This is a genomic window from Burkholderia sp. AU30280, from assembly GCF_020420125.1.
Lineage (GTDB): Bacteria > Pseudomonadota > Gammaproteobacteria > Burkholderiales > Burkholderiaceae > Burkholderia.
On the sequence record NZ_JAIZRY010000018.1, the window covers coordinates 37,727 to 54,850 of the forward strand.

Annotated in this window: 12 protein-coding genes; 9 read left to right on the forward strand and 3 right to left on the reverse strand. The window is 66.5% G+C overall.

All coding sequences use genetic code 11. The features are described from left to right. Positions 1–56 precede the first annotated feature (56 nt). Genes ugpA through ugpQ form a run of 4 tightly spaced genes read left to right on the forward strand, consistent with a single transcriptional unit; the run spans position 57 to position 3,697 of the window. Positions 57–941, forward strand: a complete 885-nt coding sequence (gene ugpA / locus LGN17_RS31675) for a sn-glycerol-3-phosphate ABC transporter permease UgpA (protein WP_226200889.1) — start codon at positions 57–59, stop codon at positions 939–941. Beyond that, the gene (ugpE, locus tag LGN17_RS31680) at positions 938–1,783 is read left to right on the forward strand and encodes a sn-glycerol-3-phosphate ABC transporter permease UgpE (protein WP_226200890.1); all 846 of its coding nucleotides are present in this window, start codon (positions 938–940) and stop codon (positions 1,781–1,783) included. Before ugpA ends, ugpE begins: the two co-directional genes overlap by 4 nt. Positions 1,784–1,815: 32 nt before the next feature. After that, entirely contained in the window at positions 1,816–2,901 is a 1,086-nt protein-coding gene (locus LGN17_RS31685; protein ID WP_226200891.1) for a sn-glycerol-3-phosphate import ATP-binding protein UgpC, read from the forward strand. 28 nt (positions 2,902–2,929) lie between these two features. Further along, positions 2,930–3,697 (forward strand): glycerophosphodiester phosphodiesterase, encoded by a 768-nt coding sequence (gene ugpQ / locus LGN17_RS31690; protein WP_226200892.1) that lies wholly within the window; start codon positions 2,930–2,932, stop codon positions 3,695–3,697. Positions 3,698–3,860: 163 nt separating this feature from the next. Here the strand turns inward: ugpQ and LGN17_RS31695 are convergent, their stop codons facing one another. Then, positions 3,861–4,592, reverse strand: a complete 732-nt coding sequence (locus LGN17_RS31695) for an OmpW/AlkL family protein (RefSeq protein WP_226200893.1) — start codon at positions 4,590–4,592, stop codon at positions 3,861–3,863. A 193-nt stretch (positions 4,593–4,785) separates the two neighbouring features. Here LGN17_RS31695 and LGN17_RS31700 point away from each other — a divergent pair, with 193 nt between their 5' ends. The 5 genes from LGN17_RS31700 (at position 4,786) to thpR (ending at position 14,386) form a co-directional block, all read left to right on the forward strand. Continuing rightward, positions 4,786–5,499, forward strand: coding sequence for a transposase (locus tag LGN17_RS31700; protein WP_027783329.1), 714 nt, complete (start codon positions 4,786–4,788; stop codon positions 5,497–5,499). 289 nt (positions 5,500–5,788) lie between these two features. Beyond that, positions 5,789–10,492, forward strand: coding sequence for a glutamate synthase-related protein (locus tag LGN17_RS31705; protein WP_226200894.1), 4,704 nt, complete (start codon positions 5,789–5,791; stop codon positions 10,490–10,492). 85 nt (positions 10,493–10,577) lie between these two features. Continuing rightward, a complete protein-coding gene (locus LGN17_RS31710; RefSeq protein ID WP_175957891.1) occupies positions 10,578–12,044 on the forward strand; it encodes a glutamate synthase subunit beta in 1,467 nt (488 codons plus the stop codon). Between the two features lie 288 nt (positions 12,045–12,332). Continuing rightward, the gene (locus LGN17_RS31715; RefSeq protein WP_226200895.1) at positions 12,333–13,823 is read left to right on the forward strand and encodes an alanine/glycine:cation symporter family protein; all 1,491 of its coding nucleotides are present in this window, start codon (positions 12,333–12,335) and stop codon (positions 13,821–13,823) included. Further along, positions 13,820–14,386 carry an RNA 2',3'-cyclic phosphodiesterase gene (thpR, locus tag LGN17_RS31720; RefSeq protein ID WP_226200896.1) on the forward strand — a complete coding sequence of 189 codons (567 nt, stop codon included), beginning with the start codon at positions 13,820–13,822 and terminating at the stop codon, positions 14,384–14,386. Before LGN17_RS31715 ends, thpR begins: the two co-directional genes overlap by 4 nt. Before the next feature lie 102 nt (positions 14,387–14,488). Here thpR and LGN17_RS31725 read toward each other — a convergent pair whose 3' ends face one another. Both LGN17_RS31725 and LGN17_RS31730 read right to left on the reverse strand, forming a co-directional pair. Further along, positions 14,489–15,802 (reverse strand): D-amino acid dehydrogenase, encoded by a 1,314-nt coding sequence (locus tag LGN17_RS31725; protein ID WP_264166130.1) that lies wholly within the window; start codon positions 15,800–15,802, stop codon positions 14,489–14,491. A 25-nt stretch (positions 15,803–15,827) separates the two neighbouring features. Then, entirely contained in the window at positions 15,828–17,090 is a 1,263-nt protein-coding gene (locus LGN17_RS31730) for an MFS transporter (RefSeq protein ID WP_226200897.1), read from the reverse strand. Positions 17,091–17,124 lie beyond the last annotated feature (34 nt).

Genomic DNA, 17,124 nt, shown 5'->3' on the forward strand with positions numbered 1-17,124 from the left:
CACGCGCCGGCCGGCGGCGCGGTCACCTTTTCGTTGCGCCTGACCGGATATCCGCGATGCAATCCCGTTCCCGTTTCGGTACGAGCCTGTTGCCGTACCTGCTGATCGCGCCGCAGCTCGCGATCACCGCCGTGTTCTTCCTGTGGCCGGCTGGCGTTGCGCTGTGGCAGTCGACGCAGACGCAGGATGCGTTCGGCACGTCGAGCGAATTCGTCGGCCTCGCGAACTTCACGCACCTGTTCGCCGATCCGCTGTATCTCGATTCGTTCCGCACGACGCTCGTGTTCAGTTCGCTCGTCACGGTGAGCGGGCTTGTCGTGTCGCTGATCCTCGCCGCGTGCGCCGATCGCGTGATCCGCGGCGCGCGCGTGTATCGCACGCTGCTGATCTGGCCGTACGCGGTCGCCCCGACGATCGCCGCCGTGCTGTGGGCGTTCCTGTTCAACCCAAGCATCGGCCTGATCACCTATGCGCTCGCGAAGAGCGGCATCGTGTGGAACCACGCGCTGAACGGCGGCCAGGCGATGTTCCTGGTCGTGCTCGCGTCGGTGTGGAAACAGGTGAGCTACAACTTCCTGTTCTTCTACGCGGGCCTGCAGGCGATCCCGCGCTCGCTGATCGAGGCGGCGGCGATCGACGGCGCCGGGCCGGTGCGGCGCTTCTTCAACATCGTGCTGCCGCTGCTGTCGCCCACCAGCTTCTTCCTGCTGGTCGTGAACCTCGTCTACGCGTTCTTCGACACGTTCCCGGTGATCGATGCCGCCACCGGCGGCGGCCCGGCGCAGAGCACGAAGACGCTGATCTACAAGATCTTCGCGGAGGGCTTCCAGGGGCTCGATATCGGCAGCTCGGGCGCGCAGTCGGTCGTGCTGATGATCATCGTCGTCGGGCTCACGGTGATCCAGTTCCGCTTCGTCGAACGCAGGGTGCAATACGCATGATCGAAAATCGCAAGGGCTTCGACCTGTTTTGCCACGCGGTGCTGATCGCGGGCGTCGTGCTGGTCGTGTTTCCCGTGTACGTCGCATTCTGCGCGGCGACGATGAACGCGCAGGAAGTGTTCACGGTGCCGCTATCGCTCGTGCCGAGCACGCACCTGTTCGAGAACGTCGCGTACATCTGGGGGCACGGCAGCGGCGGCACGACGGCGCCGTTCGGCCGCCTGCTCGTGAACAGCTTCGCGATGGCACTCGGCATCGCGGTGGGCAAGATCGCGGTGTCGATCCTGTCCGCGTATGCGATCGTCTATTTCCGCTTCCCGTTCCGCAACACGGCGTTCTGGCTGATCTTCGTCACGCTGATGCTGCCGGTGGAAGTGCGGATCTTCCCGACCGTGCAGGTCGTGTCGACGCTGCACCTGACGAACACCTACGCAGGGCTCACGCTGCCGCTGATCGCATCGGCGACCGCGACGTTCCTGTTCCGCCAGTTCTTCATGACGCTGCCCGACGAGCTGATGGACGCCGCGCGCATCGACGGCGCGGGGCCGCTGCGGTTCTTCTGGGACGTCGTGCTGCCGCTGTCGAAGACGAGCATCGCGGCACTGTTCGTGATCACGTTCATCTACGGCTGGAACCAGTATCTGTGGCCGATCCTGATCACGACGGAGGCATCGCTGTCGACGGCGGTGGTGGGCATCAAGACGATGATCGCGAGCGGCGACGCCGCGACCGAATGGCAATACGTGATGGCGGCGACGCTGCTCGGGATGATCCCGCCGCTCGTCGTCGTGCTGGCGATGCAGCGCTGGTTCGTGCGCGGCCTCGTCGATTCCGAGAAATAAATGACGGACGGCAACCGGGAGAAAGACCAAGAATGGCTGCGCTGAGCTTGAAGGGCGTCAGGAAATCCTACGACGGCAAGCAGCACGTGCTGCATGGCATCGACGTGGAGATCGCCGACGGCGAATTCATCGTGCTGGTCGGCCCGTCGGGCTGCGGCAAGTCGACGTTGCTGCGGATGATCGCGGGGCTCGAGAGCGTGACGGACGGCGAGATCGCGATCGGCGAGCGCGTCGTCAACGCGCTGGAGCCGAAGGATCGCGACATCGCGATGGTGTTCCAGAACTATGCGCTGTACCCGCACATGACGGTCGCGCAGAACATGGGCTACGGGCTGAAGATCCGCGGGATCGAGCGAGCGACGATCGATTCGCGGGTGGCGGCGGCCGCGAAGATCCTCGAACTCGAGCCGCTGCTCGCGCGGCGGCCGCGCGAGTTGTCGGGCGGCCAGCGGCAGCGCGTCGCGATGGGGCGCGCGATCGTGCGCGAGCCGTCGGTGTTCCTGTTCGACGAGCCGTTGTCGAACCTCGACGCGAAGTTGCGCGTACAAATGCGGCTCGAGATCCAGCGGTTGCATGCGCGGCTCGCGACGACGAGCGTCTACGTGACGCACGACCAGATCGAGGCGATGACGCTCGCGCAGCGCGTGATCGTGATGAATCGCGGCTACGCGGAGCAGATCGGTGCGCCGGTCGACGTGTACGAGAAGCCGGCGACGGTGTTCGTCGCCGGCTTCATCGGCTCGCCCGCGATGAACCTGATGCACGGCCGGCTGTCGGACGACGGCGCGACGTTTACGGTCGCGGGGGGCGGCCCCGCGCTGCCGGTCGCCGGCGCCCCCGGCATCGGCACGACGATCGCCACCGGGCGCGACTGGGTGCTCGGCGTGCGTCCCGAACACATGACGCCGCAGCCGGGCGTCGCGCAGGCGACGCTGCCGGTCGACTCGTGCGAGCTGCTCGGCGCGGACAATCTCGCGCACGGCCGCTGGGGCAATCACGACGTCGCGGTGCGCCTGCCGCACGCGGACCGTCCCGCGCGCGGCTCGGCGCTGGCGGCGGCGCTGCCCGCGCACCGGCTGCATTTCTTCGATCCCGAGACCGGCAAGCGTGCCGGTTGAACCTGCTGACCTTGGCGAGAGACCGACGATGACGACCCGTACCGACTGGTGGCCCTATCCGCGCGTCGTCGCCCATCGTGGCGGCGGCACGCTCGCACCGGAGAACACGCTCGCCGCGCTCGACGAGGGCGCGCGCCGCGGCCACCGGATGGTCGAGTTCGACGCGAAGCTGTCGGCCGACGACGTGACGTTCCTGCTGCACGACGACACGGTCGACCGCACGTCGAACGGTCACGGCGCGGCGGCGGGCATGCGTTATGCGGCGCTGGCCGCGCTCGACGCGGGTGCGTGGCTCGACGCGCGCTTCGCCGGCGAGCGGATGCCGACGCTCGAGGCGGCGGCGGCGCGCTGCATCGCCCACGGGCTGGCCGCGAATGTCGAGATCAAGCCGTGCCCGGGGCGCGAGCGCGAGACGGGGCAGCGCGTGGCGGCCGACGCGGCCGCGTACTGGCGTGATGCCGCGGTCCCGCCGCTCCTGTCGTCGTTCTCGTCCGAGGCGCTGCAACAGGCGCGCGCGACGGCGCCTGCGCTGCCGCGCGGGATGCTCTACGAGGCGGTGCCGGACGACTGGCATGCGCAAGTCGTCGGCGCGCTCGGCTGCGTTTCGTTGCATGCAGACCACAAGCAGCTCGACGAAGCGCTCGTGCGCGCGATCAAGGCGGCCGGGCTGCGCATCCTGGTGTACACGGTGAACGACCTCGAACGGGCGCGAGAACTCGCGCGCTGGGGTGTCGACGCGGTTTGCACGGACCGGATCGACCTCATCGCCCCCGATGCGCTGGACGATATCGCGTAGCGGCCGGTCCCGTGCGATGGTGGATGCGGGAAGACCCTGAGACAAAAAAACGACGCCCCGACGGGAATCCGCCGGGGCGTTTTGCATCGTGGAGACGTTACGTCACGAAAATTCCGCTACAAATTGCAGCAGGATTAACCATTCCCCAAATATTCGACTACGCTTAGAAGCGGTAACCGACGTTCAGGTACGTGACGATCGGATTGAGGGAGATCTTCGCTTTCGACGTTTCGGTCAGGGTGCCGACCGGCGTCCGGCGGGCCGTCGTGAAGGTCGCGGTCACGCTGACCGGGATGTACGAGAGCGACAGGCCCGCGAACCAGTGTTTCGTGAAGTTGTACGTGAAGCCGGCGTTGAACACGGGCGCCCACTGGTTGCTGGTCTGCGCGCTGGTCGGGCCGCCGAGTACGCCGTTCTCGAACGCGCTGTTCGTGATCTTCGCGCCGGTGAACCAGATATACGTCGCGCCGACGCCGACATACGGACGGAACTTCGCGTTGGCGTCGTTGAAGTGGTAGCGAAGCAGTACGGCGGGGCTCCACTGATACGCACGGCCGAGTACGCCAAACTGTTCGAACTGACCCTTGCCGGTAATGTCGAACTTCGGCGGTATCCCCATCACGAGCTCGGTGGAGATGTGGTCGGTGACGAAGTAGCCAGCGGCGAGCCCGAGCGTATCGGCGTCGTTGATGCCGGCGCCCGTGTTGGGAATCGATTGGTTGATGGGCGTGCCGCCGACGCCATACAGGAACAGCGGATCGCTGCTGTCCTGCGGTGACAGGTGCAGCCAGCCGGTGCTGACGTAGAAATCACCTGCGGATTGTGCATGTGCCGTACCGCCCGCAAACGTGAATGCGAGCGCTGCGGCCCCCGTAATGGCCAGTTTTCGTTTCATTGTGTCTCCTCCGATCTAAGGCGTGCTCATTATGACGACTGCGTTTAAAACCAAACAAGCTCGTAAGTTAGAGTTTTCACCCTAGGATTAGTACGACCGTACGCATTCGCGCACCGATAGGACGGGCATTCTACGTAGGTGCGCACTTTCGGACCTCCGGGTATTTCCTAACGCGTTCAAACGGACATTCAGCATGGCACGGTTAGCACGACTCTACGTTCCCGACCAGCCGCAGCACGTGATACTGCGCGGCCTGGATCAGCAACCCGCGTTCGTCGACGACCAGGACTACGAACTCTTCATCGACTGCCTGAAGGCCGCCGCGCGCGATCACCACCTGTCGGTGCATGCCTACGTGCTGCTGCCGCGCCAGGTGCAACTCCTCGTGACGCCGAGCGACGAGGCGAGCCTGCCGAAGGCGATGCAGGCCGTCGGTCGCCGCTACGTTGCGCATTTCAACCGGCGCTATTCGCGGCGCGGCACCCTGTGGGAAGGCCGCTATCGCGCGACCGTGATCGAAGGCGAGCGCTATTTCCTGCTCGCGAGTCGCGTGGTCGAGATGAGCCCGGTGCGCTCGCAGCTCGTCGCGACACCCGAGGCCTATCGCTGGTCGAGCTACCGGCATCACGTCGGGCTCACCGTCGACAGCCTGATCACCGACCATCCGCTCTACTGGGCGCTCGGCAACACGCCGTTCGACCGCCAGCGTGCGTACAAGGAGCTGTGCGAGCAGCCGCTCGACGAGCGGCAGGCCGACCAGTTGCAGCAGGCGACGCTCAAGGGCTGGGTACTCGGCGGCGAGAACTACCGCGAGTGGGCGGCGCGCACCGCGAACCGGCGCGTATCGCCGCTGCCGCGCGGACGCCCCAGAAAGGTGCGAGAAAACACGCCGCCGATCCAGCAGTAACGCAGGAACGACGGCTCGGGAGGCGGCGCTGCGAGCGCCGCTTCTTTTTGCACCAAAACGATACGACCCTAATAAAACGGCACCAGATAGAAGCATCCATTTAATTGGGGTTCGATCAAGCGGTTTTTGTTGCTATTCCCTTGATTCGTCGCGTATATTCCGAATTCCGGTGGCCCGGGCGAAGCATGCCCATCCACCGTCGGCCGCGCCGTCTCCCGTCGGGAGCGGGATCGACGGCAACAAGAAAATGGTTCAACGGCCTCCAGGCCCCCTTTACGACGGTGTCCCCATGAACGACCACCAGCAGCCGCTCGCCGCGGTGCCCGCCGCACAAGGTCTGTATGACCCGCAAAACGAACACGACGCCTGTGGCGTCGGCTTCGTCGCTCACATCAAGGGCAAGAAGAGCCACGAGATCATTCAGCAGGGTCTGAAGATCCTCGAGAACCTCGATCACCGTGGCGCGGTCGGCGCCGATCCGCTGATGGGCGACGGCGCGGGCATCCTGATCCAGATTCCGGACGCGTTCTATCGCGAGGAAATGGCGAAGCAGGGCGTGATGCTGCCGCCGGCCGGCGAATATGGGGTCGGCATGATCTTCCTGCCGAAGGAAAACGCGTCGCGTCTCGCGTGCGAGCAGGAGCTCGAGCGCACGGTGAAGGCCGAAGGCCAGGTCGTGCTCGGCTGGCGCGACGTGCCGGTCGACCATGCGATGCCGATTTCGCCGACCGTGAAGGCGAGCGAGCCGTTGATCCGCCAGATCTTCATCGGCCGCGGCAAGGACATCATGGTGACGGACGCGCTCGAGCGGAAGCTGTACGTGATCCGCAAGACGGCGAGCCACCGCATCCAGGCGCTGAAGCTCAAGCACGGCAAGGAATACTTCGTGCCGTCGATGTCGGCGCGCACGATCGTCTACAAGGGGCTGCTGCTCGCGGGCCAGGTCGGCGTGTATTACCGCGACCTGCAGGACACGCGTGTCGTATCGGCGCTCGCGCTCGTGCACCAGCGCTTCTCGACCAATACGTTCCCGGCGTGGGAACTGGCTCACCCGTACCGGATGATCGCGCACAACGGCGAGATCAACACCGTGAAGGGCAACGTGAACTGGCTGAACGCGCGTACCGGCGCGATCGCGTCGCACGTGCTCGCCGACGATCTGCCGAAGCTGTGGCCGCTGATCTACCCGGGCCAGTCGGACACCGCATCGTTCGACAACTGTCTCGAGCTGCTGGTGATGGCCGGCTACCCGCTCGTGCACGCGGTGATGATGATGATTCCGGAAGCGTGGGAACAGCACACGCTGATGGACGAGAACCGCCGCGCGTTCTACGAATACCACGCCGCGATGATGGAGCCGTGGGACGGTCCGGCCGCGATCGCGTTCACCGACGGCCGCCAGATCGGCGCGACGCTCGACCGCAACGGCCTGCGCCCGGCCCGCTACATCGTCACCGACGACGACCTCGTCATCATGGCGTCGGAAGCCGGCACGCTGCCGATCCCCGAATCGAAGATCGTCAAGAAGTGGCGCCTGCAGCCGGGCAAGATGTTCCTGATCGACATGGAACACGGCCGCATCATCGACGACAAGGAACTGAAGGACAACCTCGCGAACGCGAAGCCGTACAAGAGCTGGATCGACGCCGTGCGCATCAAGCTCGACGAGATCGAGCCGAAGGCCGAGGACGTCGCGGCCGGCCGCACGCAGGGCGCCGCGCTGCTCGACCGCCAGCAGGCGTTCGGCTATACGCAGGAAGACCTGAAGTTCCTGATGGCGCCGATGGCGCAGCAGGGTGAAGAGGCCGTCGGCTCGATGGGCAACGACTCGCCGCTCGCGGTGATGTCGAACAAGAACAAGACGCTCTATCACTACTTCAAGCAGCTGTTCGCGCAGGTCACGAACCCGCCGATCGACCCGATCCGCGAGAACATGGTCATGTCGCTCGTGTCGTTCATCGGCCCGAAGCCGAACCTGCTCGACACGAACAACATCAACCCGCCGATGCGTCTCGAAGTGTCGCAGCCGGTGCTCGACTTCAAGGACATCGCGAAGATCCGCGCGATCGACCAGTACACGGGCGGCAAGTTCAGCGCCTACGAGCTGAACATCTGTTATCCGGTGGCCTGGGGCAAGGAAGGTATTGAGGCGCGTCTCGCGTCGCTGTGCGCGGAAGCCGTCGACGCGGTGAAGTCGGGCTACAACATGCTGATCGTGTCGGACCGCAAGACGGACGCCGAGCATGTCGCGATTCCGGCGCTGCTCGCCACGTCGGCGATCCACACGCACCTCGTCCAGCAAGGGCTGCGCACGAGCACGGGCCTCGTCGTCGAGACGGGCTCCGCGCGTGAAACGCACCACTTCGCGCTGCTCGCGGGCTACGGCGCGGAAGCCGTGCACCCGTATCTCGCGATGGAAACGCTCGCGAAGATGGCCGAAGGGCTGCCGGGCGACCTGTCGCCGGAGAAGGCCGTCTACAACTTCACGAAGGCGGTCGGCAAGGGCCTGCAGAAGGTGATGTCGAAGATGGGCATCTCGACGTACATGTCGTACACGGGCGCGCAGATCTTCGAGGCGCTCGGCCTGTCGAGCGACCTCGTCGAGAAGTACTTCAAGGGCACCGCGTCGAAGGTCGGCGGCATCGGCCTGTTCGAAGTGGCGGAAGAGGCGATCCGCCTGCACCGCGACGCGTTCGGCGACAGCCCGGTCCTGCGCGACATGCTCGACGCGGGCGGCGAGTACGCGTACCGCGTGCGCGGCGAAGACCACATGTGGACACCGGATTCGATCGCGAAGCTGCAGCACGCGACGCGCAGCAATTCGTACCAGACGTACAAGGAATACGCGCACCTGATCAACGACCAGACCAAGCGTCACATGACGTTCCGTGGCCTGTTCGAGTTCAAGGTCGAGCCGACCAAGGCGATCCCGATCGACGACGTCGAGCCGGCGAAGGACATCGTCAAGCGTTTCGCGACGGGCGCGATGTCGCTCGGTTCGATCAGCACCGAAGCGCACGCAACGCTCGCGATCGCGATGAACCGGATCGGCGGCAAGTCGAACACCGGCGAAGGCGGCGAGGACGAGAAGCGCTACCGCAACGAACTGCGCGGCATTCCGATCAAGTCAGGCGAGACGCTGAAGTCGGTGATCGGCGACGAGATCGTCAGCGACATTGCGCTGAAGGACGGCGATTCGCTGCGCTCGAAGATCAAGCAGGTCGCATCGGGCCGCTTCGGCGTCACCGCCGAGTACCTCGCGTCGGCCGACCAGATCCAGATCAAGATGGCGCAGGGCGCGAAGCCGGGTGAAGGCGGCCAGCTGCCGGGTCACAAGGTGTCCGAATACATCGGCAAGCTGCGTTACTCGGTGCCGGGCGTCGGCCTGATCTCGCCGCCGCCGCACCACGACATCTACTCGATCGAGGATCTGGCGCAGCTGATCCACGACCTGAAGAACGTGAACCCGAGCGCGAGCATCTCCGTGAAGCTCGTGTCGGAAGTGGGCGTCGGCACGGTCGCGGCCGGTGTCGCGAAGGCGAAGGCCGATCACGTCGTGATCGCCGGCCATGACGGCGGCACGGGTGCGTCGCCGCTGTCGTCGGTCAAGCACGCGGGCACGCCGTGGGAACTCGGCCTTGCCGAAACGCAGCAGACGCTGGTGCTGAACCGCCTGCGCGGCCGCATCCGCGTGCAGGCCGACGGCCAGATGAAGACGGGCCGCGACGTCGTGATCGGCGCGCTGCTCGGCGCGGACGAATTCGGCTTCGCGACGGCGCCGCTCGTCGTCGAAGGCTGCATCATGATGCGCAAATGCCACCTGAACACGTGCCCGGTCGGCGTCGCGACGCAGGATCCGGTGCTGCGTGCGAAGTTCAAGGGCCAGCCCGAGCACGTCGTGAACTACTTCTTCTTCGTCGCCGAGGAAGTGCGCGAGATCATGGCGCAGCTCGGCATCGCGAAGTTCGACGACTTGATCGGCCGCGCCGACCTGCTCGATACGCGCAAGGGCGTCGAGCACTGGAAGGCGAAGGGCCTCGACTTCTCGCGCGTGTTCTACCAGCCGGAAGAGTGTGAGGACGTCGCGCCGCGTCACGTCGACGTGCAGGATCACGGCCTCGAGCGCGCGCTCGACCACGTGCTGATCGAGAAGGCGAAGGCCGCGATCGAGAACGGCGAACATGTGTCGTTCATCCAGCCGGTGCGCAACGTGAACCGGACGGTCGGCGCGATGCTGTCGGGCGTGATCGCGAAGAAGCATGGCCACGACGGCCTGGCGGACGACGCGGTGCACATCCAGCTGAAGGGCACGGCCGGCCAGAGCTTCGGCGCGTTCCTCGCGAAGGGCGTGACGCTCGACCTCGTCGGCGACGGCAACGACTACGTCGGCAAGGGCCTGTCGGGCGGCCGGATCATCATCCGACCGACCAACGACTTCCGCGGCAAGTCCGAGGAAAACATCATCTGCGGCAACACGGTGATGTACGGCGCGATCGAAGGCGAAGCCTTCTTCCGCGGCGTCGCGGGCGAGCGCTTCTGCGTGCGCAACTCGGGCGCGACGGCGGTCGTCGAAGGTACGGGCGACCACGGCTGCGAATACATGACGGGCGGCACGGTCGTCGTGCTCGGCGAGACCGGGCGCAACTTCGCGGCCGGCATGTCGGGCGGTCTCGCGTACATCTACGATCCGGAAGGCACGTTCGCGGCGAAGTGCAACAAGTCGATGGTCGCGCTCGAGCCGGTGCTGCAGCAGGCCGAGCAGGAGCGCACGGTCGACCGCGCACTCTGGCATGCGGGCACGACGGACGAAGCGCTGCTCAAGGGGCTCGTCGAGCGTCATTTCCAGTTCACGGGTTCGCCGCGCGCGAAGTCGCTGCTGGAAAACTGGGACGCGGCGCGCCGCCAGTTCGTGAAGGTGTTCCCGCACGAATACAAGCGCGCGCTCGGCGAGATCGGCGCGAAGAAGGCGGCGAAGGAAGAACTGGCCGCCTGAGCGACGAACGACATAGCGACTGCCGCGCGCGCATGACTGCCGCGCGCGGCTCCCCCACTCGACATACCGAACAGAAGAGCACCTTATGGGCAAGGCAACCGGTTTTCTGGAGTTCGAACGCCGCCACGAGGCGTACGAAGCACCGCTCACGCGCGTGAAGCACTACAAGGAATTCGTCGCGGCACTGACCGACGCGGACGCGAAGGTCCAGGGCGCGCGCTGCATGGATTGCGGCATCCCGTTCTGCAACAACGGCTGCCCGGTCAACAACATCATTCCGGACTTCAACGATCTCGTTTACCGCCAGGACTGGCAGCAGGCGATCGAAGTCCTGCATTCGACCAACAACTTCCCGGAATTCACGGGCCGCATCTGCCCGGCGCCGTGCGAAGCGGCGTGCACGCTCGGGATCAACGACGACCCGGTCGGCATCAAGTCGATCGAGCACGCGATCATCGACAAGGCCTGGGCGGAAGGCTGGGTGAAGCCTGAGCCGGCCGCACACAAGACGGGCAAGAAGGTTGCCGTCGTCGGCTCGGGCCCCGCGGGCCTCGCCGCCGCGCAGCAGCTCGCGCGTGCGGGCCACGACGTGACGGTGTTCGAGAAGAACGACCGCGTCGGCGGCCTGCTGCGCTACGGCATTCCCGACTTCAAGCTCGAGAAGTGGCTGATCGACCGCCGCATGCGCCAGATGGAAGCGGAAGGCGTGACGTTCCGCACCAGCGTGTTCATCGGCAAGGATCCGCTGCCCGAGTCGATCGGCAGCCTTGCGAAGGAAACCATCTCGCCGGACACGCTGAAGGAAGAATTCGACGCGGTCGTGATCGCCGGCGGTTCGGAAACGCCGCGCGACCTGCCGGTGCCGGGCCGCGAGCTCGCGGGCGTCCATTTCGCGATGGATTTCCTGCCGCAGCAGAACCGCGTGAACGCGGGCGACAAGCTCGTCGACCAGTTGCTCGCGAAGGGCAAGCACGTGATCGTGATCGGCGGTGGCGACACGGGTTCGGACTGCGTCGGCACGTCGAACCGCCACGGCGCGAAGCAGGTCACGCAGTTCGAGCTGCTGCCGCAGCCGCCGGAAGAGGAAAACAAGCCGCTTGTGTGGCCGTACTGGCCGATCAAGCTGCGCACGTCGTCGTCGCACGAGGAAGGTTGCGAGCGCGACTGGGCAGTCGCGACGAAGCGTCTCGAAGGCAAGAACGGCAAGGTCGAGAAGCTGATCGCGGTGCGCGTCGAGTGGAAGGACGGCAAGATGCAGGAAGTGCCGGGCTCCGAATTCGAAATGAAGGCCGACCTCGTCCTGCTCGCGATGGGCTTCACGCAGCCGGCCGCACCCGTGCTCGAGGCATTCGGTGTCGCGAAGGATGCGCGCGGCAACGCGCGTGCGGCGACCGAAGGCGATCGTTCGTACTACACGTCGGTCGACAAGGTGTTCGCGGCGGGCGACATGCGCCGCGGCCAGTCGCTCGTGGTGTGGGCGATCCGCGAAGGCCGCCAGTGCGCACGCTCGGTCGATGCGTACCTGATGGGGCATTCGGAACTGCCGCGCTGAGCTGAATAGCGCGAGCGGGTTTCGATGAGAACCGGGCGTCTGAAAGGGCGCCCGGTTTTTTTCATTGCCGACAATGCTCACATGCGGACAGCATGTTCGCTGTCACCGCAGCGCCCTCGCCATTTTCCCGAACCGTCGCCTAACCTGATCGCATCGGATATCGATTTTCCGCGATCCTGCTTTCCTTTCGTTTTGTAATGATCCTTGCAAACTGTCATATCATATGGCCCCTTCGACCGCGTGCGCGCGGCTGCCTCATATGACCGACCCCATTTACAAGGACTCTGGATGGAAGCATTCGTGCAAGGGCTGATCGACGCCGTCAATGGCGTGCTGTGGAACTACGTGCTGATCGCGCTGCTGCTCGGCGTGGGCGCGTGGTTCACGCTGCGGTTCCGGATGATCCAGCTGAAGGCGCTGTTGCTCAGCATCAAGCTGGTCGGCAGCAAGGGCGAGCCGGGCAGCATCTCGTCGTTCCAGGCGTTCGCGACCGGGCTCGCAAGCCGCGTCGGTACCGGCAACATCGCCGGCGTCGCGGTCGCGCTGACCGTCGGCGGGCCAGGCGCGATCTTCTGGATGTGGATGACGGCGCTCGTCGGGATGTCGTCCGCGTTCGTCGAGGCGACGCTCGCGCAGATCTTCAAGGTGTCGCATCCGGACGGCAGCTATCGCGGCGGCCCCGCGTACTACATCCAGACGGGCCTGCGCTCGCGCGGCTTCGGCGTGCTGTTCTCGCTGTCGCTGATCCTCGCGTTCGGCTTCGTGTTCAATGCGGTGCAGGCCAACGCGATCGCCGATGCGTTCGACACGTCGTTCGGCTGGAGCCGCGCGACGGTAGGTCTCGGGCTCGTGCTGCTGACCGCGCCGATCATCTTCGGCGGGATTCGGCGGATCGCGGCAGTTGCGCAGGTGATCGTGCCGCTGATGGCGATCGGCTATCTCGCGCTCGCGGTCTACGCGGTCGCGACGCATATCGCGCTGGTGCCGGGCGTGATCGCGCTGATCGTGAAGAGCGCGTTTGGTCTCGAGCAGGCGGCGGGCGGCCTGACGGGCTATGCGGTCAGCCAGGCAGTCGCGATGGGCGTGAAGCGCGGGCTGTTCTCGAACGAGGCCGGCATGGGCAGCGCGCCGAATGCGGCGGCCACCGCCAGCACGCGGCATCCGGTCGTGCAGGGGCTGATCCAGATGCTCGGCGTGTTCGTCGACACGATCGTGATCTGCAGCGCCACCGCCTTCGTGATCCTGCTGTCGGGCCAGTACGAACTGGGCACCGGCATGGAAGGCGCGGCGCTCACCCAGCGCTCGATCGCGAGCCACGTCGGCGATTGGGGCGGCATCTACATGGCCTTCGCGATCTTCTTCTTCGCGTATTCGTCGGTGATCGGCAACTACGCGTATGCGGAGGGCAACGTCGAGTTCATCACGAGGCGGCGCGGCGTGCTGCCGCTGTTCCGCGTCGCGGTGCTCGCGATGGTGATGTTCGGCAGCGTCGGGCAACTGCCGCTCGTGTGGGCGATGGCCGATACGAGCATGGGGCTGATGGCGATCATCAACCTGATCGCGATCCTCGCGCTGGGCAAGTACGCGCACGCGGCATGGCGCGACTATCGCCGTCAGCGCGCGGCAGGCGTTGCCGATCCGGTGTTCACGCGCAACACGATTCCGGCACTCGCGAACGTGCTGCCGGCCGACGTGTGGGGCGAGCATGGCCCGCTGCCGCAGCGTCCGGCCGCGGCCGATGCCGCGAGCGTGCCTCGCGCGGTGGTGCGCGAGTCATGAACGGCGACCGGCTGCGCGTGTTCGTCGCGCTGATGCCCGATGCGGCATCGCGCGACGCGCTGCACGCGTTGCCGGTTGCACGTGGCGCGCGGCGTTCGCTGCCCGCGCAACTGCATGTGACGCTCGCGTTCGTTGGCGCGATCGAGCGGGTGCGCTGCGACGAGCTGGCCGCATGCCTGCCGGCGCTCGCGGCCGCGCATGCACTGCCGTTAATGCCGGTCGAACGGATCGCGTGGTGGCCGAGCCTGCCGCGCGCGCGGCTGATCGTTGCGGAACTGGCCGCCGAGCCCGCGTGTGCGGCGTTGAATGTCGCGCTGTCGGCGAAGCTGCGCGCGCTCGGCGTGCCGGCTGACCGGCGGCCGTTCCGCCCGCACGTGACACTCGCGCGGCTGCCGCACGATGCGGTCGGACAGCCGGCGCACGGCGGTGCGGTGAAGCGGCCGGTCGCGCTGCGGTTCGATGCGCTTACGCTGTTTGAAAGCCGGTTGTCGCACGAAGGCGTGTCGCATCGGCCGATCGTGTCGGCGCCGATTGCGCGGGCGGGCGGCGAAGCGGCGGATTGAGCCGTTCCGGGGAGGCCTGGCAAAGGCCGGCCGCCGTCGTTGCCATGCCGCGTGCGGGCTGCCGCTGCATCGCTGCGGCGACGTCGCGCAACCTCCAGCCTGCTATCCGTAGCGCGCGAGCGTCAATCCCGACAGATCGATTTCCGGTTCTCGCCCTGTCACGAGATCCGCCACCACCTTCCCCGATCCCATCGACATCGCCCAGCCGGTCGAGCCGTGGCCGACGTTGAGCCAGAGCCCGTCGATCCCGCTCGAGCCGAGCAGCGGCGGCCCGTCAGGCGTCATCGGCCGGCGGCCGACCCAGAAGCGCGCCGACGTGCGATCGGCCGCGTGCGGGAACCAGTCGTCGAGCACCTTCATCAGCGTATCGAGCGCCTGCTGTCGCAGCGCTGCGCGCCGGTTGCCGAGTTCCGCGGTACCCGCGACGCGCAACGTCGGGCCGAAACGCGTGATCGCCGTCTTCAGCGATTCGTCCATCAGCGCGGCACGCGGTGCTTTCTCGTCGTCGATGACCGTGAGCGTCGCCGAGTAGCCCTTCACCGGATACAGCGGCACATCGATGCCGTGCGGCCGCAGCAGGCCGGCGCTGTCGACGCCGAGCGCGACGACGATCGCATCGGCGGCGAGCCGCGCGCTGCGGTGCTTGCCGCCGGGGTTCGATGCGCGCGGATTCGGCCCGTCATCCTCGTCGCCGTGACCAACGATCCGCACGCCGCGCACCCGGCCGGCTTCAACGTCGAGCGCCTGCACCTGCGTGCGAAAGCTGAACGCCACGCCGTTTGCTTCGCACAGCGCCCGCAATTCGCGCGTGAAGCGTGCGCAGTCGCCGGCTTCGTCGTCGGGCAGGTAGATGCCGCCGACGGGCGCCTGCCGCGCCCAGCGCAGGCCCGGTTCGATCGCCGTGCAGCCGGCCGCGTCGAGCTCGCGAAACGCGATGCCCGCGTCGCGCAGTACCTTCAGCGCGGGCTGCACCATCTCGACGTCGAATGCGCCGCGCAGCAGTTGCAGGTAGCCGCGGCTCGCGCCGTAGTCGAACGGATGGCGGTCGCGGAACGCGTGCAGGCATGCGCGGCTGTAGTACGCGATGCGCTGCATCCGCCGCTTGTTCACGCGGAACCGCTCGAACTCGCATTCGCGCAGCCAGCGCGCGATCCAGCGCCACTGCGTGGTGTCGAGCGTGGGCCTGAAGATCAGCGGCGAAGCGGGCTTGAACAGGTACTTGAGGATCTTGCCGGGCATGCCGGGCGCGGCCCAGGGTGTCACGTAGCCGGGGGCGATCACGCCCGCGTTGCCGAGGCTCGTCGCCTGGGCGACGTCGTCCTCGCGCTCGATCACGGTGACGTCGCAGCCTGCTTCGCGCAGGTGCCAGGCGGTGGTGACGCCGATCACGCCGGCGCCGAGAACGATCACGTGCATGCGGTTTCCGGAACGAAGGGGGCGCTCACGACGCGACGGCCGGATCGTCGGCGAGCGACCTGCCGCGCGTTTCCGGGAGCACGAGCGCGGCGACGATCACGAGCAGGTAGCCGCCGCCCGCGACGAGGCCGATCGCCTTCACGAGCGACATCGACTGCGACAGCGAGCCGACGAGGATCGGGAAGAACGAGCCGAGTCCGCGCCCGAGGTTGTAGCAGAAGCCCTGGCCGGAACCGCGGATCGCACCCGGATACAGCTCCGACAGGTACGCGCCGATGCCCGCGAAGATCCCCTGCACGACGATGCCGAGCGGGAAGCCGAGCAGCAGCATCGCGGTGTCGGTGATCGGCAGCATCGTGTACGCCATGCCGAGCGAGAACGAGCCGATCGCGAACAGGATGAACGACGCGCGGCGGCCGAGCCGGTCGGACAGGATCGCGCCGACCACGTAGCCGACGAACGAGCCGACGATCAGCACGACGAGATAGCTGCTCGTGTTGAACACCGACAGGTGGCGGACGGTTTTCAGGTAGGTGGGCAGCCACGTCGTGATCGCGTAGTAGCCGCCGAGCATCCCGGTGCACAGCGCGCTGCCGAACAGCGTCGCGCGCAGGTGCGCTGGCGAGAAGATCTCGAGGAAGTGGCCCGACACGCGGCCTTCGTCGCGCGCACGGCGAGTGGCCGTGTAGATGTCGGGATCGCTGACGTTGCGGCGGATGTACAGGATCCACAGCGCGGGCGCGATGCCGATCCAGAAGCACGCGCGCCACGCGACCTGCTCGGGCAGCAGCGCGAAGAACGCCCAGTAGAGGATCGCGGCCGCGCCCCAGCCGAACGACCAGCTGCTCTGCACGGTGCCGACCGCTTTCCCGCGATGCTCTGGCGAGCGGATCGTCTCGGCCATCATGATCGTCACGACCGACCATTCGCCGCCGAAGCCGAAGCCCTGCAGCGTGCGCGTCGCGAGCAGTTGCCAGAACGAGTGGGTGAAACCGGACAGGCACGTGAACAGCGCGAACGTCGCGATCGTCCACTGCAGCACGCGCACGCGGCCGTAGCGATCGGCAAGGATGCCGGCGACCCAGCCGCCGAGCGCCGACGAGATCAGCGAACTCGTCGCGATCATCCCGGCCTCGCTCTTCGTCATGCCCCAGGTGGCGATCAGCGTCGGAATCAGGAACGAATAGATCATGAAGTCGAACGCGTCGACCGCGTAGCCGCCGAAGCCGGCGTACAGCGTCCTGCGCTCGCGCGTCGACAGTTCGTTGAACCACTGGAATGCCTGCATGCTTGCCGCCCCCTCGTTTGTCTCGTCTCGCGCT

Bases quoted from the DNA above. Each gene is read 5' to 3' on its own strand.
- ugpA (WP_226200889.1), top strand. From the start codon at position 57: ATGCAATCCCGTTCCCGTTTCGGTACGAGCCTGTTGCCGTACCTGCTG.
- ugpE (WP_226200890.1), top strand. From the start codon at position 938: ATGATCGAAAATCGCAAGGGCTTCGACCTGTTTTGCCACGCGGTGCTG.
- LGN17_RS31685 (WP_226200891.1), top strand. From the start codon at position 1,816: ATGGCTGCGCTGAGCTTGAAGGGCGTCAGGAAATCCTACGACGGCAAG.
- ugpQ (WP_226200892.1), top strand. From the start codon at position 2,930: ATGACGACCCGTACCGACTGGTGGCCCTATCCGCGCGTCGTCGCCCAT.
- LGN17_RS31695 (WP_226200893.1), bottom strand. From the start codon at position 4,592: ATGAAACGAAAACTGGCCATTACGGGGGCCGCAGCGCTCGCATTCACG.
- LGN17_RS31700 (WP_027783329.1), top strand. From the start codon at position 4,786: ATGGCACGGTTAGCACGACTCTACGTTCCCGACCAGCCGCAGCACGTG.
- LGN17_RS31705 (WP_226200894.1), top strand. From the start codon at position 5,789: ATGAACGACCACCAGCAGCCGCTCGCCGCGGTGCCCGCCGCACAAGGT.
- LGN17_RS31710 (WP_175957891.1), top strand. From the start codon at position 10,578: ATGGGCAAGGCAACCGGTTTTCTGGAGTTCGAACGCCGCCACGAGGCG.
- LGN17_RS31715 (WP_226200895.1), top strand. From the start codon at position 12,333: ATGGAAGCATTCGTGCAAGGGCTGATCGACGCCGTCAATGGCGTGCTG.
- thpR (WP_226200896.1), top strand. From the start codon at position 13,820: ATGAACGGCGACCGGCTGCGCGTGTTCGTCGCGCTGATGCCCGATGCG.
- LGN17_RS31725 (WP_264166130.1), bottom strand. From the start codon at position 15,802: ATGCACGTGATCGTTCTCGGCGCCGGCGTGATCGGCGTCACCACCGCC.
- LGN17_RS31730 (WP_226200897.1), bottom strand. From the start codon at position 17,090: ATGCAGGCATTCCAGTGGTTCAACGAACTGTCGACGCGCGAGCGCAGG.